This is a genomic window from Mycoplasma bradburyae, assembly GCF_024339025.1.
In the GTDB taxonomy this organism is placed as follows: Bacteria; Bacillota_I; Bacilli_A; order Mycoplasmatales; family Mycoplasmoidaceae; genus Mycoplasmoides; species Mycoplasmoides bradburyae.
Genome location: NZ_CP101415.1, coordinates 266,022 through 287,552, shown reverse-complemented (window position 1 = coordinate 287,552; position 21,531 = coordinate 266,022). Strand labels below are relative to the sequence as shown.

10 protein-coding genes and 2 rRNA genes are annotated in these 21,531 nt (G+C 29.3%); all 12 read right to left on the bottom strand.

Annotation, left to right across the window (positions count from 1 at the left end):
• Positions 1 to 8: 8 nt before the first annotated feature.
• Positions 9 to 2,807, bottom strand: coding sequence for a cation-translocating P-type ATPase (locus tag NMG77_RS01175; protein WP_255045963.1), 2,799 nt, complete (start codon positions 2,805 to 2,807; stop codon positions 9 to 11).
• Between the two features lie 166 nt (positions 2,808 to 2,973).
• Positions 2,974 to 4,743, bottom strand: coding sequence for a hypothetical protein (locus NMG77_RS01170; protein ID WP_255045962.1), 1,770 nt, complete (start codon positions 4,741 to 4,743; stop codon positions 2,974 to 2,976).
• Between the two features lie 16 nt (positions 4,744 to 4,759).
• Positions 4,760 to 5,899: a replication initiation and membrane attachment family protein gene (locus NMG77_RS01165; RefSeq protein ID WP_255045961.1), complete on the bottom strand. Its 1,140-nt coding sequence runs from the start codon at positions 5,897 to 5,899 to the stop codon at positions 4,760 to 4,762.
• A 212-nt stretch (positions 5,900 to 6,111) separates the two neighbouring features.
• On the bottom strand, positions 6,112 to 6,702 hold the full coding sequence (coaE, locus tag NMG77_RS01160) for a dephospho-CoA kinase (protein WP_255034871.1): 591 nt from the start codon (positions 6,700 to 6,702) through the stop codon (positions 6,112 to 6,114).
• Positions 6,683 to 7,507 (bottom strand): DNA-formamidopyrimidine glycosylase, encoded by an 825-nt coding sequence (gene mutM, locus NMG77_RS01155; protein ID WP_255045960.1) that lies wholly within the window; start codon positions 7,505 to 7,507, stop codon positions 6,683 to 6,685. The genes coaE and mutM overlap by 20 nt, the downstream gene beginning before the upstream one ends.
• A 2-nt stretch (positions 7,508 to 7,509) precedes the next feature.
• A complete protein-coding gene (locus NMG77_RS01150) occupies positions 7,510 to 8,379 on the bottom strand; it encodes a 5'-3' exonuclease (protein WP_255034869.1) in 870 nt (289 codons plus the stop codon).
• On the bottom strand, positions 8,372 to 11,452 hold the full coding sequence (locus tag NMG77_RS01145) for a DNA polymerase III subunit alpha (RefSeq protein ID WP_255045958.1): 3,081 nt from the start codon (positions 11,450 to 11,452) through the stop codon (positions 8,372 to 8,374). The genes NMG77_RS01150 and NMG77_RS01145 overlap by 8 nt, the downstream gene beginning before the upstream one ends.
• Entirely contained in the window at positions 11,453 to 11,713 is a 261-nt protein-coding gene (locus NMG77_RS01140; protein ID WP_255034867.1) for a hypothetical protein, read from the bottom strand.
• Between the two features lie 143 nt (positions 11,714 to 11,856).
• Positions 11,857 to 13,779: a variable surface lipoprotein gene (locus NMG77_RS01135; RefSeq protein ID WP_255045957.1), complete on the bottom strand. Its 1,923-nt coding sequence runs from the start codon at positions 13,777 to 13,779 to the stop codon at positions 11,857 to 11,859.
• Positions 13,780 to 13,887: 108 nt separating this feature from the next.
• Entirely contained in the window at positions 13,888 to 17,751 is a 3,864-nt protein-coding gene (locus NMG77_RS01130) for a M60 family metallopeptidase (RefSeq protein ID WP_255045956.1), read from the bottom strand.
• Positions 17,752 to 18,184: 433 nt separating this feature from the next.
• A 5S ribosomal RNA gene (gene rrf / locus NMG77_RS01125) occupies positions 18,185 to 18,289 on the bottom strand.
• A 67-nt stretch (positions 18,290 to 18,356) separates the two neighbouring features.
• Positions 18,357 to 21,263, bottom strand: a 23S ribosomal RNA gene (locus tag NMG77_RS01120).
• Positions 21,264 to 21,531 lie beyond the last annotated feature (268 nt).

Here is a 21,531-nt window from a genome sequence, read left to right as displayed (position 1 = left end):
TTTTTAGTTTATCTGCTTAGTGTTTTTGTAATCATCTTGAATCCATTTATAGATTCTTTTTTGATAGCCACTTTATTTGTAAAAAGCTTATAAATTTCCATTACAGGCACTATACTAAAACTCATTATAAGACTATAACCAATTAATTCTGGTTTATTAATAAAGTTTTCATCCATTTTAAATACAAAAGATATCTTCCCAACCAACGATACTAATAAAATTAAACTAACTGAGAAGATCGCACTAAGATATACCAATCAATAATGTCTTATTGATGCTTTTAATAAAGTCGAATCTGTCATTAAATTTAAACAATGAATTGAAGCAGATATTCCTAATACTATAAAACTCATTGAAGAACCAATTAAATTAAACGATTTAATTGTTTGGATATCAGTTGAATTTAAAGCATAACTAATCCCGATACTATAAGCAAGCAATGACATTATTGAAATAAAACATGATTGTCATATTAAATCGATGCCCATTCTTCTAGCAAAAATGTTTTCATACTTAAAATAAGGCCTTACATTCATTACTTGATTTCTTGATTTTTGAATTCCTAAAGCAATGGCTGGAAATCCGTGAGTTAAGATATTTATTCACAACAATTGCGCAGCTGAAAACAACGTAAATTTCTCGAATAAATCGTTAATATCAATATTGTTTAACTTAAATTTATTTAATAGTTCGGCATTATTGTTAATAATAGATTTAAATATCGGTAACATAACAATCAAACCAATTAAAACAACTAAGATTTCAGCTATTGATGTAATTAAAAGATTTTGAATAACTTTCTTAATCGTTTGGTAAATTTTTCTACCAGATTCAACCGATTTAATTATTGTCGAGAAATTGTCATCAACAATAATCATATCAGCAGTTTCTTTAGCTACATCAGTCCCTGTAATCCCCATAGCACAACCAATATCTGCTTTCTTAAGTGCAGGAGCATCATTAACTCCGTCACCAGTCATAGCAACTACCTGATCATTAGCTTGTCACGCATCAATAATTCTCATTTTATCTTCTGGCGACATTCTTGCGTATACTGAATATTTTTCAATATCTTTTTTTAAGGTTTGATCATCTATTTCTTTAAGCGTCGCAGATGTAAGAGCTAAATCTTTAGATTCATCAAAAATATTAACTTGTTTAGCGATTGCTTTAGCTGTATTTAGGTCATCACCAGTAATCATAATCGGTTTGATACCAGCAGCTTTAGCAACATTAACTGAATGAACAACTTCCTCTCTTGGAGGATCCATTAAGGCGATTATCCCTTGAAGTTTTAAATTATTTTCAATTTCGTCAAAATTACCGTAAATTTTATCAATTTCTTTATATGCTACTACTAAAGTTCTATAAGCAGAATCTGCATATTTTTTTATTTGTTTTAAGTATGCATCTGAATTATCATTATTCGATATATTAATAATTGATTCAGCAGCTCCCTTAACAATCAACATACCTTTATTTGTTGATTTGTTATAAATTTGAACTGACATCATTTTTTTAACAGAATCAAATGGATTTACTTTAATTTCATAATCACTAAATTGTTTAGCATCATAGAATTTATTTTCGATTCCGTATCTTATTAAAGCAGTTTCAGTAGGATCACCTACTTCAATCATCTTGTTATTTTCATCAAAATTAATTTTAGCCGTAGAGCATAAAATCGAATTAATTAATAAATTTTTATGTTCTTCGCTTAATTCACTTTCAATTTCTTTACCATTTGCTCATAAGCCAACAACAGACATTTGATTTTTCGTAATTGTACCGGTTTTGTCTGAACAAATAATTGCTGCCGACCCTAACGTTTCGATTGAAGCTAGTTTTTTAATTATTGCTTTTTCTTTGGCGATATTTTTAATTCCCAACGCAAGAATAATCGAAACAAATGTACTTAAACCTTCAGGAACTGCTGCTACAGCTAATGAAATGGAAGCAGTTAGTGCTGTTGATCAATTATCTTTAAAGTTATCAACACCACTTAATATGATTTGAATAATAAAAGCGATAAAAAATAAAACTATTCCGCTGTAACCAAAAATTTTAGAAAGTTTTTCTAATTTAATTTGTAACGGCGATAATTGTTTTTTTTGATTATTAACTAAAGAAGAAATTTTTCCAATTTCTGTTTTTATTCCCGTATTAACGATTTCACATAAGGCGTGACCATTGGTTATAGAACAACCTGAAAACAAATAGTCATTTCTTTCAATAGTTGATATATCCTTTGGTTCATCTTTATAAACCATTTTCTTAACCGGCAAGGATTCACCGGTTAATATCGACTGATTCGAATAGAGATTACTAGATTCAATAATCTTGCAATCAGCAGGTATAATATCACCCGACTCTAAAACAATAACATCCCCTACTACTAATTCACTAGAATCGATATTAACTAAATTATTATCACGATATACTTTAGCTTTCGTAACATTTAATTTATTTAAAGATTTAACTGCTTGATCTGATTTTATTTCTTGAACTGTTCCAATTAGCGAATTAACAACTATAACAAACAAGATAATAAAAGGTTGAACAAATTCAATCTTTAAAGCTCCACCATCAAGTTCAAAATCTCATTGATGATTGATCCCTGTGACTATCGCCACTGCAAAAGAAGCGATAACAGCGATTAACAATATAATGATCATTAAATCTTTAAATTGAGAAAGAAAAACTAGAAAATAGTTTTTTTTCTTTTCAATATTGATTTTGTTTGGACCATTTTTTTCGTATAGTTCTTTAGCTTCAGAACTACTTAACCCTATTTTTTTGTCTGACATTTATTTATAAATATAACCTTAATATTTTACTTTTTATAGATATTTATATTTATAAATTTATACCCGCCTTAAACATAATCCTTTTTTAAATGCCAGAATTTTTATAAGAATCTTCTATTTTTTAATGATTTACTAAACATGTAACAGCTCTTTTTTTAAAATATTCTTACCAATATATTTTTTGGAAATATTCATTTAATAGCGAATTTTCAATAACATCTGCTAGTTTTCTATTTTTTTCTAAATGAGCTAATTGATAAATTAAATGCATTTTTTCTTGCAGCGATTTATGCTGAGTGAAGATTAATGAAGATAAATTAGCATTATTTAAATATTTATCAATTTCATGAATAATAAGTATTGTTCTCTTTATTATTTTAGAATCAATCTTTTGAACATCTTGATTAGTTTTATTTTCTTTAATAATATCGCTTATATTTGTAAATAATTCCTTATCATTTTCTAAGTAACTATTAACTATATCAATAGCGTTATTATCACTAAAATCATCGGTATTTTTAACTCTTTTTTTATTTAGATACTGTTTGTTATCATCAATGTTTCTAGAATTATTTTTAGTTAGTTTTTTATCGTTCTTTTTAAACACAAAATCAACAACAGATTTGTTCTCATAAAATAAATCGATTAATGCTTGTTTTAGATCATCATATTCATAATCATTATTTCATCTCTTTAAACGATTAATAAAATTTTGAACTTTAATGTTATTAAAGAAAATTACCTTGGTTTTAGGTTTGTTACGCAAACTTTTATTAATAGATTTTATGAAATCGATGATTTGTCAAATTTTTTGATCTATATAATTAATTCCATTTAAGTTATCTAAGTAAATTATTAAATAATCTAAATCATTAAGATTAACTTCATCAATTACTAAATCAATGCTTTCTTTTTTGTAAATGTAATCAAAATTAATATAGCTTATTCTGTTATGTCATTTCGCTTTATTGATTAATAAAAATTGAATAAACTCATTTATTTGTTCTTGTTGTTTTTGCGTTAAAACGTTTTGTTTATTAATCGCAAATTCAATTACATTTTGTTTATTTTCATCGATTATTTTTAAATTTTCTATATTTAATGAATTTTGAGAATAATTCAAATAATCTTGATTAATTTTGTTTAATTGTTCTTGATTGTTTTCTCCAAAAATTCATGCATCTTCAATCAAATATTTATATATAATATTTCGATAAAATTTTCTAACTGGCGACTGTTTATAAAATTCACAAAGGTCTTCTATTAAAACAAAATCATCACCCTTTTGTTTAATTTTTTTATGAAGATGGCTGCCATCATAACATTTTGCGTACTCAAATGTTTTTTTATTACCTTCTTCATCGAAATGCAATAAATAACAGTTTTCATAATCAATACAAGAATCTATAAACAATTCTTTAAATTTTTCGTTGTTTAGTAATTCTTTTGAATCTTTATTAAATTCTTTTGAATACAAATCTATTAAATATGAATGACATTTTTTATCAAGAAAATCATTTTTAATTAATTTTGGTGATAGTTCTGTATCTAATCATTCTAAAGTTTTATTTGTATTAAATTTATGTTCTTCTTTAATAAAATCGTCGCGCGTTTTAATTCTAAATATGTAATCGTAATTACTTTTATTTAAATATCGTTTTAGACATTCATTTATCGCATTAATTCTTGGTCTAGTATACTCAGAATAATCAATTCTTTTAATGTTGTTTTCTACTGTTAATTTCGATATTTTTTTATTTTGATCAACTATCATTTTACCGAAATTAAGTGATAATTTATGGATCAATTTTGGGTCAGATAATTTACTGATATTATTAGCTCAATCAGTATATAAATTAACAAGTTCTTCACATAAATAAGTAACTTGTTTTTTTAAATTCTTTTTATTTACTTTATTCTTTTTTTTATCCATCATTGATCTTTATGATCTTTTAATTTCCTTTTGCTACAGCAGATTTGAAATTATCAGTTTTCTTATTACGATATGCTTTTCTAAAAAACTTAACTGCATCGTTTAATTTTGCTATATTCTTTAATTTTAAAGTATTAGAAATTTTTTCTACGTACTCAAATTGAATCTGATCTGTTAAAGTAAAGTGAGCGGCAAAATCTAAAATCGCATTAACAATATGTTCTTTATTAGAATGCTCTTTTTTGATTTTTTCAATTAATTCAACTTCTCTAGGGAATAAATTTCTACGATAAATACCTCTTAAGTATTTTTCGCTATTCATTGTACGATATTCTTTTAGAATTTTCATTTCTAAGTCATTAGGACAAAATGCGCTATAGAAACTTTCATTCCTAGACATATTTTGCGGAATGGCATTGTCTTCAACTTGATCTACAGTTTTTGTGTAATCAGAGATAGCTTTCGTTAATTCATAAACATCATTAATGTTTTCTGTGCTATTAATGATGTTTTTCAAATCATCTTCAGTAGGATTATATGATTCACATAAACTAATTAATGCTGTTTTAGTTTCTTCAGATATTTCAAAATCACTAAGCGAAAGATCATCAATATTAACTAATGTCTTTGTTGGTTTAATAATATGATTGAATTCATCAGTACCATTAGGCTTATAAACTTGATGAAAGGTCGATGAGACATTAACATTACTTCCGCCAATATTTTTATTAGAATAAAGACTGCTTAATCTAAAGTATTCCTCGTGACCTATTTTAGATATTAATCTTTTCTTTATTTCTTCTTGAGAAACCAAACTCTCTCAATCAAGCATTTTTGCTAAACAAAATTTATAAATAATCTGTTTATCAGATTGTTTTTCTTCTTTATAAGTTTTGATTAAACTCATGCCTTCTAGTAAATTTCTAAAATCGTTTAGTTGTTTTTTAGAGATTCTTAAACTACTTAAGATACGAGATAAAGGTAAAGTATTCTTCTTGCATAACTCGTTCATATATACTTGATGATCATTAATCAACCACATATAAAACATAGTAGCATCAGGACCTAGAATATGGATATAAACATTAGTGATGAGACCAAAATCACTAAACCCACCATTCATTTTATGTATCTCGTATAACTCTTCGTAATCAATCATATCAATGCCCCTTTTTTATCTTACAAATGCTAGTATTTCAACTTGCGACATTAAAAGTATAAGCAACTTAAAAATAGATATTTGACTTTTTTCATATGATAAAAAATCGATAATAAATAGAGAAAATAAACTTAAAAAATTATCCCAATTTTTAATACCCAATATTAGGGGTTTTTGTTAAGTTTTCCACAAATTGTGGATTATAATTCACATTAGCTATTAATTTTTTTTAGAAAATTTTTCAATTCATTATAAGCATTCATGATATCGCTATTATTTTGAATGCAAATATCAAACTTGAAATTTTTATTTTCCTTAATTGGATTCCATTTTTTTAAATTAAAGTCTTTTAAATAAGCGAATTTTGCACGAATTGAATCTTCAATCAAGTTTTGATCTCTCTGAATCAGAACAAAATAATCAAAAATATCAAGATATCTTTCTTGATTGTTATAAATAGCCGCACCTTCAACTATGATAATCCCTTGATTGTCAATGTTTTTTAGATGATATTTCACAATTTTTTCAGCAAAATCGTTTAATAGTTTTAATTTGTTAGGATTATTAAAAACTAAATCACCCAATTTTTTACGATTAACTTTTTCATTATCAATGTAATCGCTACCAAAATTATCTAAAACAAATTGATAACCCGATTTACCTTTTTCGTAATATTCATGAATTAAATTATCAAGTTTAATTGTTTGATAACCATCTTTATTTAACAAATCAATTAGCATTGATTTCCCGCACGATGCTTTACCTGATAAACAAATTAAAATCTTATTTTTGGCATTTTTCACAATAATAAGTTCCTCTATTGTTTACCTTAGTTTTCTTAATTAAACACTTACAAACTTTACAAGGTTTATCTTTTTGCAAATGAACATTTAAATATTCTTGATAAGATCCTGCATGGTTTTCTTTAAATTGATATGAAAAAATTGTAGTTCCGTTTAATTCAATCGCTTTTAATAGAACCTTCGTAGCATTTTGCGCTATATCTTTATATTGCTTATTAGTTAATTCGTTAGCTTTTTTAGTTGGATTTATTTTGGATAAAAACAAAATTTCATCAGCATAAATATTTCCGATACCAGCGACAACTTCTTGGTCTAGAATAACTGATTTTATTGCTCTATTTGATTTAATGGCATTATTTTTAAGATACTGCCAATTTCATTCTTCTTGTGTTGGATCAATTGCCAACTTCTTAAGATAATCTTGATCTTTATATTCACCAATACTGTGAATATGAAAAGTTCCAAATCTTCTTGTGTCATGGTAGTGTAGTTCAAATTTATCTAATTTAAATCTAACTAAAACATGGCGTTGGTCATAGTCGGCATTAAACTGATTAATCTTGTATTTACCCTCCATTCTTAAATGGGATACTAACACTTTATCATTGGTTAGAATAAAAATAATATACTTACCAATCCTTTTAATATCAACAAAAGATTCGCCAACTAAGAATCTTTTAAATTCTTCAGGCGTTGAATTTTTAAGTAGTTTAGTAGCATTAACAATAACATCATTAATCTTTTGATTAATGATTTCTTCTTTTAAATAGTTAATTACAGTTTGGACTTCTGGTAGTTCTGGCATAATTATCAGTTTCTATAATTTATATTAAAATATTCGCAAAAACCAATAAAATTACTTTCGTCAATTGGTTTGATTTTGTAATCTTCAATATTATGTTCTTCTAAGCAATCAGTTCTTATTGTTGCTAGTTTTTTAGATAAATAACAATTATCTTTATTTTCAATTAATTTATTACGAATCGATGGTTTAATCCGATCAAGATTTTCGTATATACCATCAATATTTCGATAATCCTTAATTAATTGTATGGCAGTTTTTTCGCCAATCCCCTTAACACCTGGAATGTTATCAGATTTATCGCCTACCAATGATTTATATTCAATTACATCCAATGGATTTAATCCATGGAAGTGTTCATTAAAATTCACGTGATCAATTTCGTTAAATATCGTTACACCCTTAACGAATTGAAACAATTTAGTTTTTTCATTTACCAATTGGTAAATATCTTGATCAGATGAATATATATGCGAGATTATATTATTTTTAGTAGCTAGAACACTAAATGACCCGACTAAATCATCTGCTTCAATTCCTGGAGATGAAATAACATTTAATCCCATAAATTTAAAACCATCTTGAAGCGCAATTAATTGTTCAATTAATCCTTCTACAGGTTTTTTTCTTGTAGCTTTGTATGCATCATACAATTTAGCACGATCAGTTTTTTCTTTAGAGTCAAAAGCAATTAAAGCATAGTCGTATTTATCCTTAGCTAAAATCTTATTAACCATAGATAAACTTGTCTTAATCCCATTGTTAGGTCTGATATTATTTTGTACTGCATATTCATACATATTAATCGTTGCATAAAATGCTCTAAAAACCAAAGAATTACCGTCGATTATTAACGCTTTTTTAGTGTTATTCATGATTGTTTTTATATTCAATTAAACCAAGTGCTGTGTAAGAATCATAACCCCTAAAAATATCTCGTTCTAATCTTATTAATAACTTGTCTTCCTTATCAATAAAATTAGATAAATATTCAACTAACTTAAGATCTCTTACCTTAACATTTATTTGGTAAGCTCCATCAAATACTGTAAATCTTCAAATTTTATTTTTTAGTTCTTTCTTTTTGATTTGAACTAACATCGAACACACTTCTTTGTTGAGCGTTCCTTTTAATTCTTTAACAGTTTTTAGATTTTTAATATTTTTTTCTAGTTTTGTTATTTCGCTTTTAAAAATATTTGGTTTGTAAATCTTATTTTTAAGATCTAAAAAAGAAACTTTAAGTAAACTATCAGTTTGCTCATTTTCTTTTTCTAATTCTTCCCTTGTTAAAACGCTAAACAATTCAGGATTTTGTTTGTTTAAAAAGAAAATATTCGAATTGATAATCTCTTTTTTTTCTTGAAAGCTTATGAGATCATCGTCGCTTTTGTAAGAATTATTTTCATCATAATAATTTTTAACTAAAGCAATCATTACTTTTTTAGAAAATTCTTGTCGATATTCATCAAAAACACCGGCATTGATTAATTTTTCGAATAAAACTTTAGTTATCCCTTTTTTATGTAAATTAATTAAACAATCAATAAAAGAATCGAATCGTTTATTATTTCTAGCCTCAATAATTTTGTTAGCAATTTCACTACCAAGACCATTTATCATATTAAATCCTAAAATGATTTTTTGACCATCAGAACTTAAACTGAATGAAGCATCTGATAAATTAATATTAGGTTTAACTAAACTGATATTACGTTCAATAATTTCGATAAAATAATCAGCTAATTTTGATTTAGTATCAATATTATGTCTTAATAAAGTTAGATAGAATTCTTTGGGATAATTCGCTTTTAGATAAGCCATTTGGTATGCTAAAAAAGCATACGCTAAAGAATGGGAATGATTAAATCCGTAGTCAGCAAATTTATGTAAATATTCGAAGATTTCAACAGCTTTTTCTTTTGTGTAATTATTTTTTGTTGCTTGCCTAATGAAATTATCTTTTTCTTTTAACAATAGCTCTTCATCTTTTTTAGAAATCGCTCTTCTAAATAAATCAGCTTGAGCAGCGCTAAATTTAGCTACAACTATGGCCGTATTAATGACTTGTTCTTGATAAACAATAATTCCGTGAGTAGGTTTTAGAATATCAATTAATTCATCACTTAAATGATCGTATTTTTTATTCGAAAACTTACGTTCAACATATTCATCAATATTTTGTTGCGGACCTGGACGGAATAATGCTGAAATAATAGAAATATCTTCTAAAGAATCTGGAAGCACTTTTCTCAAAACATTTTGCATCCCAACAGATTCTAATTGAAAGACACCTTTTGTGTAACTTTTCTTTAATAAATTAAAGGTTTCTTTATTGTCTAATTCTACTTTATTGATGTCAAAATTTTTGTCGTGATTTAATTTAACTAAATTGTTAATTTCATCGATAATTGTTAATGTTTTTAATCCTAGCAAGTCGATTTTTATTAATCCAAATTGTTCAAGATATTCCATTGAAAATTGCGAAGTTGCACGATCGCCAGAATAGATTAATGGAATGCAAGTATCAAGCGGTTCGTTACCACATACAATACCTGCTGCATGCGATCCGATTTGCCTTGGAACATTAAAAATCATTTCAGCTAGATCAAAAATCTTTCTAATTTTATAACAACTAACATTACCAGATCTACCACAATTCTTATTAAATTCATCGCATTCTTGGCATTTGATAACTTTTTTAAGCCCGGCAGAATCCTTATTCTGTTCTCACTCTTCAATTTCGTCATAACTAACAAATTTAATAACTTCATCAGTTTCAGATGTTTTTAAATCTAAAACACGACAAACGTCACGAATTGCGTTTTTTACCTTAATTCTTTGAAAAGTGATAATGTTGGCAACATTGTTTTTAGAATACTTATCAAAAATGTATTTAGCAACATCTTCACGCCGTGAATCCATGATATCAACATCAATATCAGGCATGCTCTTACGTTCAGGGTTTAGAAAACGTTCAAAGATTAATCCGTATTCGATCGGATTAATTGTAGTTATATTTAAAAGATAAGAAACAAATGAACCAGCAGCAGAACCTCTTCCTGGCCCTATTACAATTCCTTCTTTTTTAGCGAAGTAGATGAAATCATATACGAATAAGAAATAATCACTAAAATTAAGGCGCTTGATAACATCCAATTCAGAAACAAGGCGTTTAATATCATCTAATTTAACAAGTTTTTTATCTAGCAACTCATTAAAAGATTTTTTACATAATTCTTCTAGATAAGTGTTACTATCAAATCCTTTTGGAGTTTTATATTTAATTATTGTATTCTTTTTAAGATTATCTAAATCTCAAAAAGAACATTTTTGAATTAAATCATTGAGTTTATCTAATTGTTTATCAGAAAACTTGCTATTGGCTTGATTCGTACTTAAAAATGGACTGGCTAAAACAATATCATCGTTATACAGTTCATTAATTTCAAATTTCGATTTTTGACCTGACTGTTTAATACTTATAGCATTAATCAAATTTAAGCCAACCTTATCTTTCAAGTCATAACAGTTAGCAAAATTAAATGCTAAATCATCTTTATTTAAACAATTTTGGTGGTCTCATCAAAAATTGCCAGACTTAACAATTAAAAAAAGATTATCGTCTAAATAATCAAAAATGTTAAATTCAATCGAACTACTAGCTAAACTACTAATTTTAATTAATTTTAAATATCCATCATTATTCTTAGCTATTAAAACTAGTTCAGAATTACTAGATATATCAAAAATTTCTAGCCCTATGATTGGGACTAGATTATTTTTTTTCGCTAAATTAAAAAATTCAACAGCTCCATAAAGAACATTAAAATCTGTTAAACAAACATGAGTTTGTTTATTCTCAATAGCAAATTCAATAATTTTACTAATACTTAAATTAGTACTTAGTAAAGAATAGTAAGATCTAGTGTTTAAGTTGACAAACATTTATTTTTTTTGATCTGTCAATTTAGCTAATTCTTTTTGAAGTTCTTTGATTTCTTTTTTAAGTTCTTTACGAGTTTCTTTATCTGTAGAATTTTCGAATTCCTTAGTTAAATTAGCAATTTTTTCAGTTAATTCTATCTTTAGAAGACTATCTTCCATGTTAAAAACTTTGGTGTCTTCTAATTTAACACGTTCAAATTTTTCTAGATCTTTAGATGATGTGTTAAAACGTACAGTTTTATTTTTTTTATTAGAATCCATCAATAGCCTCACAGGTTTATGTAGTTAATAAATAGTTAATAAAATTATAACAAATATATTTTCTTAATCTTAAAAACGAGTCGTTTTATATCTAATTAATAAAAGAATCAACTTAATTTTGCGCTGAAATATTCGTTGTTCTATTATTTTCTTCCTTCTTTGAATACCATATCAATAGCATTGAAGTTGTATTTATTAAATCTAGAATTTTCTTCTCCTGGTTTAGGATCGCGTTTAAGAACAACAATAGATCCATAAAACCCATGATGAACATCTAAAGTATTGTATAGATGCCCTCAATCAGCAAATTTCTTAACATCAGACGCATCGCGATATTCACTATAAGGTTTTCTTTCACCCATAATTGCTTTGAAAAAAATTGAAGAAGCAAATTCAGCTGAAAACCCAACATTCTTAGGTGATTGTGAAGGATTATTGTATAAACCGTAGTAATTCTCGGTGTAATATCATTTATGTTCTTCAGCTACGCGTTTTGTTTCAATATTATAACTATGCCCAACTAATTTATAACCATTAACTTTTTCACCTCTTCTAATAAAATCACCTCTAACAGTCGCTAAAATTCCATGAAGTAATAATTTTGCTTTTTCTGTATCAGTTAAGGTTTCAGATAAATCACTGATAGGAGCGATTTTTAGTTTAGCTCTCAATGTGTTATATTTTTCTAGTTGAGATTTAGTGTAATAATCAGCAAATTTAATTAGCGGTTTAAAGGCTTCAACATCATTTAAATCTAATTCAACTAACGCTAATTTAGTATCACTAAATTCACCTCTACCAGCTCTTATTTCTACTTCAAACTTCTTTCAATATTTATCTATAACAGCCATTGTAGTTGGATTTTCAAATATGGAATCATAGAAATGATCTCTATCTAAATCTTTATAAACAACACCCATAACAGCAGAAGGATATAAATCAGCTACTGTCTTGAAAGTATCGACATACTGTTCTCTAGTATCTAAATCTTTATCCATGTATTTAAGACCATCTAAAAGAGGCATTTTATTCCATTTAGCTCTAGCAGCTTCATTACTCTTCTTATCAATCAAAACTTTTTTTCTAAATTTAAAAACCTCATTTTTTATTATTTCAAGAGATTCTTTAGCTCGATAAATTACAGTATCTAATATTTGCTCATTTTGTAAACTATATGGTTTGTCTTTGTATTGATTATATTGACTTTCTAATACTCTTGCGTTATTATCTGCAGATTCACCTTCTAGAGGAGTATCTACAAGAGTAGCTTGATTTTTAGCAAATTGGACGATGTTTTTAAATTGAGTTAATTTATTTTTATAATTAGATAAAATTTGTTCATTTTCTTCTGCCCACTTAAAAGTGAATGTAGGGTCTAAGGTATTAATATATGGTACATAAGTTTTTATAAAACTTACAGCCTGTTCAACCGCTTGAACAGTGCTATTGTTAACATTTTTTGAACTCGCAGTACTATCTATACCAGATTTTATCTTATTAACTTGAGTCTTTATAAATTCTAAATAGGAATTTTTTACTGTTTGATTAGATGCATTTATAGCATCTATCAATGCCATACCTTTATTATATAAGCCTTGTCATTCATTGATCTTTATTTGGTAATTAGCTAAAGTATTATCAGCTTGACTTGACTCAGATGAAGTCGAAGTTGTACTTGAAGTGTTAGTAGTTGGATTTGATATATTAGCTAAACTTTCTTCTTTGACAGCTAATCTTCTTATTTCATCATCAATAGATGATTCGTCATAATAATTACTATCAGAAATTTCTTGATCGTTAGATTCAAATAACCCAAAATTATCTACATCTTGGTTTTTATTAGATGAATCATTTTCTTTGGATAAATCGCTTTCGCTATCAGAATTATTCGAAGTGTTTTTGTCAATATTATCTTTACTTACATTTCCTGAATCAGTTTGATTACTACTTTTATTTTTATTATCTTTTTTTAAATTTTCTTCCGTCTTACATGCTGTTGTTACAAAAGGGATAATACTAGAAGCTAATATACTCCCCATTAAAATAATTTTTTTAGTTTTCTTCATCGTTATCTCTGTTTTCTTTTATTTTTGTTAATTTAATTCATTAAAGAATTAAAGATAAAACAATCTTATGATTTGTTTTATCTTTTATCTAAATAATTGGTCTATGGTTTATAAATTACTTGATGGTAAGGTGTCAATTCTGTCTTCTTTATCATTAATACCGTAATATCCTATTACTAGTGGGTTATTAGATTTATTTACAATTTTAACCTTATGATTACCTTTATTATCAAAGAATCTTTCAATTAATTTATTGTTGTTTATATCGAATTGTGATCTTATTTCAACATTCTCTTCTACTAATTTGTCATCATGGTAAATATCAATTACAGCTGGTTTATTTGATGTGTAACCATAAATTACATATGATTTCATATCCTTAGTAAATTCAACATAATCGTTTAATGTTGTAGTTGATAATGCATAACCATTAATAAATGATTTATTATTTCGATCAATTTTTCAAGCACCATAATAATTAAAGTCGTTATTTATAGCACTCTTAAACGTATCAATTCTATTATCAGTATAGAATCCAACACTACCAATAACTATACCATTTCTTGTTGAAGAATTCTTTTTGAATTCAATTCTTATTTCTTCAATATTTAAATTGTAATCAATGTAATATCTTTCAAGATCTTTACCAAATCTACCATTAATTAATTGCTTCTCTTCACCATTTATTTTAGCAAAAATTTTAATTCGGTCTGGTCTGTGTTCGTAATGTCTATAATAGTTTTTGATTTGAATTAAATTTAAATGAACAGGTTTTTCGAATTTCCAAGTAAATGTAGCTTCTTTAGTATTTCAATATTCAACTCTTTTGTTTCAACCATCAATGATATTAATGTTTGTTCAGTTTGTATCACTACCAGCATTTCCTAAACTCGATGTTGTTGTAAAAGGAGTTGATATCTTATTGTTATTATCATCAAGAAGATATAATGTATTTAATTCTTCTTTAAATCTATTAGCAATATCAAATTGGCGTTCTTTATAATCATAAGAATAATCATCTATATATTTATCTCAATTATTCTTATCTGCGTCTAATTCTGCTAAAGATTCAGGAATTATGTTGTCCGAAAAATTATATAAATTTTGTCCATTAATTTCTGCTAAAACCTTAGCTCAACCTCTTCCTCCGTTATTATATATATCAAGACTAATATAATATCAGCGGCCTTTTATGGCGTTTTTAATTTCACCTAATATTCTTTCACCACCTTGATAACTTGAAGAAGATGTTACAATGTCATTCGCTTCATCGTCCGATGAACCATTAGGATTGATAGTTAATTTATATCAGTCGTCAATTTGACCTTTAATTTTAATATCACCATCAGCTTGAGCTCTATAATAACCTTTTAAGCGAAGTAATTGTTTTGATTCAGTTATATCAGTTGAATTATTATATGAATAAGGATATCTAGTAACATCTCGTCTTGTTCCTAACCTTCTAATAGCTGTATTAATATCTGAAATGCTTCAATTAGAAGGTGCTGCTTCCTTAATTCTAGCTTCAAAACCTTTAACAACATTACGAATTTTAATTTTAAATTTGTAACCAGGAACATATTTTTCAGGTCTTTCAGCTCATTTATCAGGAACTATAGTTACATCAAATTCGTCAATTTCATTCAATTTACTAAGATTAGGAGTATAATCAATCAATTTAGGATTGAATGGATTTCTTTCTAATTTACCGCCATTCTTAGTTGTCATCGAATCTAATTTTAGTTCAGATCATCTAAATTTATCGTTACGTGAAATAATTGTATTTTCAAAATCAAATGTATGACTTTCGCCAGCCGGAATTTCGTAGGCAGGTTGAGTATCTCCATTATAAGTATAGGTTTTTGTTCTTGAATCGTATCAATAAGAACCGGCAGCATATAAACTACTAACAAAATCTAACGCAGGATATTTACTCAATGAAATATCATATCAAACTTGTTCACCTTGATTTAATTCATAGCCTGAAGCTTTTTTAAATGAATGATCATAATTATTTATATTACTACGATCATAAGAATTTCTTAAAGTATATACAAAATTAATTCCAGTGAATTCTGATAAATAAGAAACTGTATCAAAACCTGCTCAAGATCTACCATTTCAACCACTACTTAAAGTTCAATCAACAAAACGATCACGACCTAATGTGTGAACCATGTTAGCATAGAAATTATATCAATCCTTGTAAGTTTTATTTAAAGTGTAATGATTAGCTAAACGTTTTCATCCATCGGTGTTTCCTTCACCGTTTATATTCACTTCATTTCTATATCTTAAAATATCATTAATGTAAGAAAGATTGATAACTGAAGGAATGTTAGTTCAACCATGGTTTTTGATATTAAAAGGATCTTCCTTAACTTCGAAATTGTGGTTAACTTCATGGTAGTTACCTCAATTAGTTAATCCGAATTGATCATCGGCTATAAAAAATCTTGAAGACCAACCAATAGGTGCAAATAAATTATCTCCGCCACCTCAAGCTCCAGCTCCATTTCAAATATCATCACAATATTTCAAGTTTATTCTTTTGTGATTGTATCCATATCATCTAAATGAAGAGGTAAAAAAGCTTTCCCATTTTCGCATTACAGTTTCAGGGAAAGATACCTGATTAATAGGTAAATAGGCAACTGTTTTATCAGCAGTAAATGATGTAGCTAATGAAAAATAACCTGATTGAATTCCGACATTAGGTGCTTTTAATTTACCATTCTTAATTCTTTCAATTTGATCATCTCACTCTTTTTTTGATGTGCTCTTATATCAATAATTAAGCATTTCGACACCATCTGTAAGATTGAATTCTAAACTGTATGGTTCGCCATTATTACTAGATATTCTATTATTAATTTCAAGTGTTACACTTCCACCAAATGGGCTACCAATTTTGAAACATTGTTCATCTTCATAAAAATCGTTTCATGTAAATGAAAAAGTGGTTTGAACAAATGGATAACGATTAGATATTCTACCAGAGTTATCGTATGGTCTATTATGTCAATAATTTATATTAAGTACAGCTTGAAATGGTAATGCCTTATCAGTGTTTGGATACATTTGTTTAAGTAAATTAAATGTATTTGGACTTAATTTAATTTTAACTACCTCACCAGGCACTGCATAAACACCGGTGTTTACTGAACCAGTTCTTCTTGTGCTAATCTTAAGGTCTTGTTCAATTGCTTGAGTGTCAGCCGTTGGCATTGTTTGATATCATAGTTTAGCTGCTGGGTGTTTTTTTAATCTATTATTTTTAATTTCATTAGAAATTCATGATGAATCATTAAATCTGATGCCAGACCTACCATCTGTATATTTGGTTGGGACTTTTTCTTCAAAAACAGCAGTAGACATATTTAATACATTAGGACTACCATCTGAATTAGCTTCAGGCAATGTTAATAAAGCATTAGTCCCTGTTTCATAGTTATAATTTCAAGCTGGATATCTGAAACCTTTATCTCCGTATTGATTCAATAAATCTGTTTCATATTCAGCGTTATTAACTTTGTCACTTCTTGAATAGAATCTTTTTGTTTTTGCTGAACCATCAACAAAAACTACATCATCTGTACTTAACTTTTTAAATCATTCTTCGTCGTTTACATAACTCTTACTTCTAATATCGATATTATTAATTTCAGAAGATGAATTTGCGTTATTAGCTATCGCATTCTCTATAATATCATTATCATTATTTTCATTTCTTCTATTGATTGAAGTTAAACTAGTACTAGGATCATTAATGATTGGGTTATCACCAATATTATCAACTGTGGGATTTGCTGAATTATCTACATTTTGATCAGTTGTTTTTTGTTTTTCTTGTTTACCGATTTTACTGATTATCGGAATTGGCGTACAACTTGTTATAATTGAACCTAAAATCAAGCTAGCAGGTAATGCTGACAATTTTATAAATTTATTGATTTTTCTTGTTTTTAACATATTGTTTTAGTTTATTAAATAGTTTTTTGAAAAATGATAAAGTTAATGAGTTATCTATTAATTATAACAATAATTAATCTATAAGTCTAGGAAACAGTATTTATAAAGTTTGTAACATCTAATTATAATAAGCAAAATAATTCCTTATTTTTAACTAAGATTCATTAAATAAATTTGATTATTTATTAGATTAAATGTTATTCAAAATGAATATTAAATCGTTAAATAAAAGTTGTTTTAAACCTTATTTAAATTTAAGACATTAATAATAAATCCCTTGTTAGTGAATTTATTTTCCTCAGTCTTTAAAAAAGAATATACATAACATTGTATAACTTTAAAACAATTAAATAAAGTTAATACATTCTCTTAAGCTATAGTTGATAGTAAAAATAAAAAACACCACTTATAGTGGTGTTTTAATTTTTGGTTTGCGTGATATTTTCCTATTCTCACCTAAGCTACCTTCGGCTCCATGATGCTTAACTTCTGGGTTCGGAATGGGACCAGGTGTTTCCATCACGATATCGATATCACACACATCGCTCTTTGAAAAACTAAATACAACAAATCATAATGATTAAAACAACTAATGTTTTATGATCAAATCTAAGTCCTCGAATTATTAGTACTAATCAGCTAAATACCTCACGGCACTTACACATTTAGCCTATCAACGTCGTAGTTCACAACGATTCTTACTCCATTGCTGGAAGGGAAGATTAATCTTAAAGTCGGTTTCACACTTAGATGCTTTCAGCGTTTATCCGTTCGACACGTTGCTACCCAGCGGTGCAGTTGGCACTACAACTGGAGCACAAGAGGTGTCTTCACTCCGGTCCTCTCGTACTAAGAGTAAATCTTTTCAATCTTCCTGCGGGCACAATAGATAGGGACCAACCTGTCTCGCGACGGTTTGAACCCAACTCACGTATCTCTTTAATCGGCGAACAGCCGAACCCTTCGAACCTGCTTCAGCTCGAGGATGAGATGAGTCGACATCGAGGTGCCAAACACTGCCGTCGATGTGAACTCTTGGGCAGTATCAGCCTGTTATCCCCAGAGTAGCTTTTATCCGTTGAGCGATGGCCATTCCATACTGAACCACCGGATCACTATGACCTAATTTCTTACCTGTTCGACTTGTAAGTCTCACAGTCAAGCACCCTTATACCATTACACTCTTAACACGATTTCCAACCGTGCTGAGGGTACCTTTGCACGCCTCCGTTACCTTTTAGGAGGCGACCGCCCCAGTCAAACTGCCCGCCTAACACTGTCCTATTGCTGGATAACAGCAACTAGTTAGAGAAGAATTTAAACAAAGGTGGTATTCCACTGGTGACTCCACAACTCCTAGCGAAGTTGCTTCAAAGTCTCCCACCTATACTCTATATGTCTAAACTCTGCCCAATATTAAGTTACAGTAAAGCTTCATGGGGTCTTTCCGTCCCGTTGCGCCTAACGGGTGTCTTCACCCGTACCGGATTTCACCGAGTCTATAGCCGAGACAGTCAAGAGATGGTTACACCATTCAAGCGGGACGGAATTTACCCGACAAGGAATTTCGCTACCTTAGGACCGTTATAGTTACGGCCGCCGTTCACTGGGGCTTCAGTCGCGAGCTTTGATTGCTCTAACACGCTTCTTTAACCTTCCAGCACTGGGCAGGTGTCACCCCATATACATCATCTTGCGATTTAGCATAGAGCTGTGTTTTAGTTAAACAGTCCCCCCTCGTTCTTCACTGCGGCTCAACTTTTACATTGAGCATCCCTTCTTGCGAACTTACGGGATGAATTTGCAGAGTTCCTTAGCTATAGTTCACTCGCTAACCTTAGGATCTTCTCCTTGACCACGTGTGTTCGTTCTCGGTACTGGAAACAAATAGTTAACTCAGAAGCTTTTCTTGGAAGCGTGATGTATGCATCTTCGCTACTTGCAGAGCGTTCACTCGTATTCATAAGTTGTCCTTAGAAAGAGCGGATTTGCCAACTCTTAAGACTTCTTATTTAACCCCAAATCCAATAATGGGGATGCATTAACCTTCTCCGTCACTCCATCAGCTATTTGTTTGTACAGGAATATTAACCTGTTCTTCCATCGACTACGCATTTCTGCCTCGCCTTAGGTCCAGACTAACCCTGGAAGGACGACCCTCGTCCAGGAAACCTTAGTCAATCGGTTTGAGAGATTCTCACTCTCAAGCGTTACTTACACCGGCATTCTCACTTGTATACAGTCCACTCAATCCTCACGGTTTGACTTCACCCCATATACAACGCTCGTTCACCACTATCTAAATAAATAGATAATCCATAAATTCGGTAATATGCTTAGCCCCGTTACATCTTCGGCGCAAAAACACTCGACAAGTGAGCTGTTACGCACTCTTTAAACGATGGCTGCTTCTAAGCCAACATCCTTGCTGTTTAAGTATTTTAACAACCTTTTCCACTTAGCATATTTTAGGGACCTTATTTAATGATCTGGGCTCTTCCCCTTGTGACAATGAAGCTTATCCCCCACTGTCTGACTGCAAGAGTAAATTAATTGGCATTCGGAGTTTAATTGTATTCAGTACACCAAGGCGGCGCCATCATACATTCAGTAGCTCTACCTCCAACTAATCATTATCTTACGCTAGTCTTAAAACTATTTCGACGAGAACCAGCTATCACGGATTTCGATTGGAATTTCACCCCTAGTCACAGGTCATCCGCTGTCGTTTCAACGAAAGTCGGTTCGGTCCTCCATTAGATGTTACTCTAACTTCAACCTGCCCATGACTAGCTCAACCCGTTTCGGGTCTATAATAACAAACATATGTGTCGCTCTATTCAAACTCGCTTTCGCTTTGGCTTCCCTTCTAAAGGTTAACCTGCTTGCTATCATAACTCGCCGGCTCATACTTCAAAACGCACGCCATCACACATTAATGTGCTCTGACACGTTGTAGGCATATGGTTTCAGAATCTGTTTCACTCCCATCCCTGGGTTCTTTTCACCTTTCCCTCACGGTACTATACGCTATCGGTCACTAGTTAGTATTTAGGCTTGCCCAATGGTCTGGGCGAATTCCATCAAGATAACGTTTCTCGATGTACTCAGGATACTGTTAGGTATTGAACCAATTTAAGATACGGGGCTATAACCCTATATTGCGTAGCTTTTCAACTACTTCTCCTATCAATTCAAAGTCCATGTCACAGTCCTATAACCCCAAGATAAATCTTGGTTTGGCCTCTTCCGCTTTCGCTCGCCACTACACACGGAATCTCTTTCGATTTCTTTTCCTGTTGCTACTGAGATGTTTCACTTCACAACGTATCGCTTTTAGATCCTATGAATTCAGATCTAAATAATTAATATCTCTATTAATCAGGTTCCCCCATTCGGACATCTACGGATTATCGCTTCCAACCAGCTCCCCGTAGCTTTTCGCAGGTTTGCACGTCCTTCATCGCCTTCTAGTGCCAAGGCATCCACCATAAGCCCTTAGTAACTTATGTATTTGATCCATTAGCTATTTTTGAATCTATATTATTGAAATTTGATTTGATACTTTAATCAAATTTCGGACTAGAAAGATTTGTCGTATTCAGTTTTCAAAGAACAATGTAGCTATTTAAAGCCTTTAAAAGTATAACACAAAAAACCAAATATGACAATATTTTTTTAAATATTTTTTTATTTTTAGTTTTTTTATCAAAATTTTTATCTATTATTTTTTATAAGTATTGAAAATACAAGATCTTATAAACCCTAGAAAATACAGGA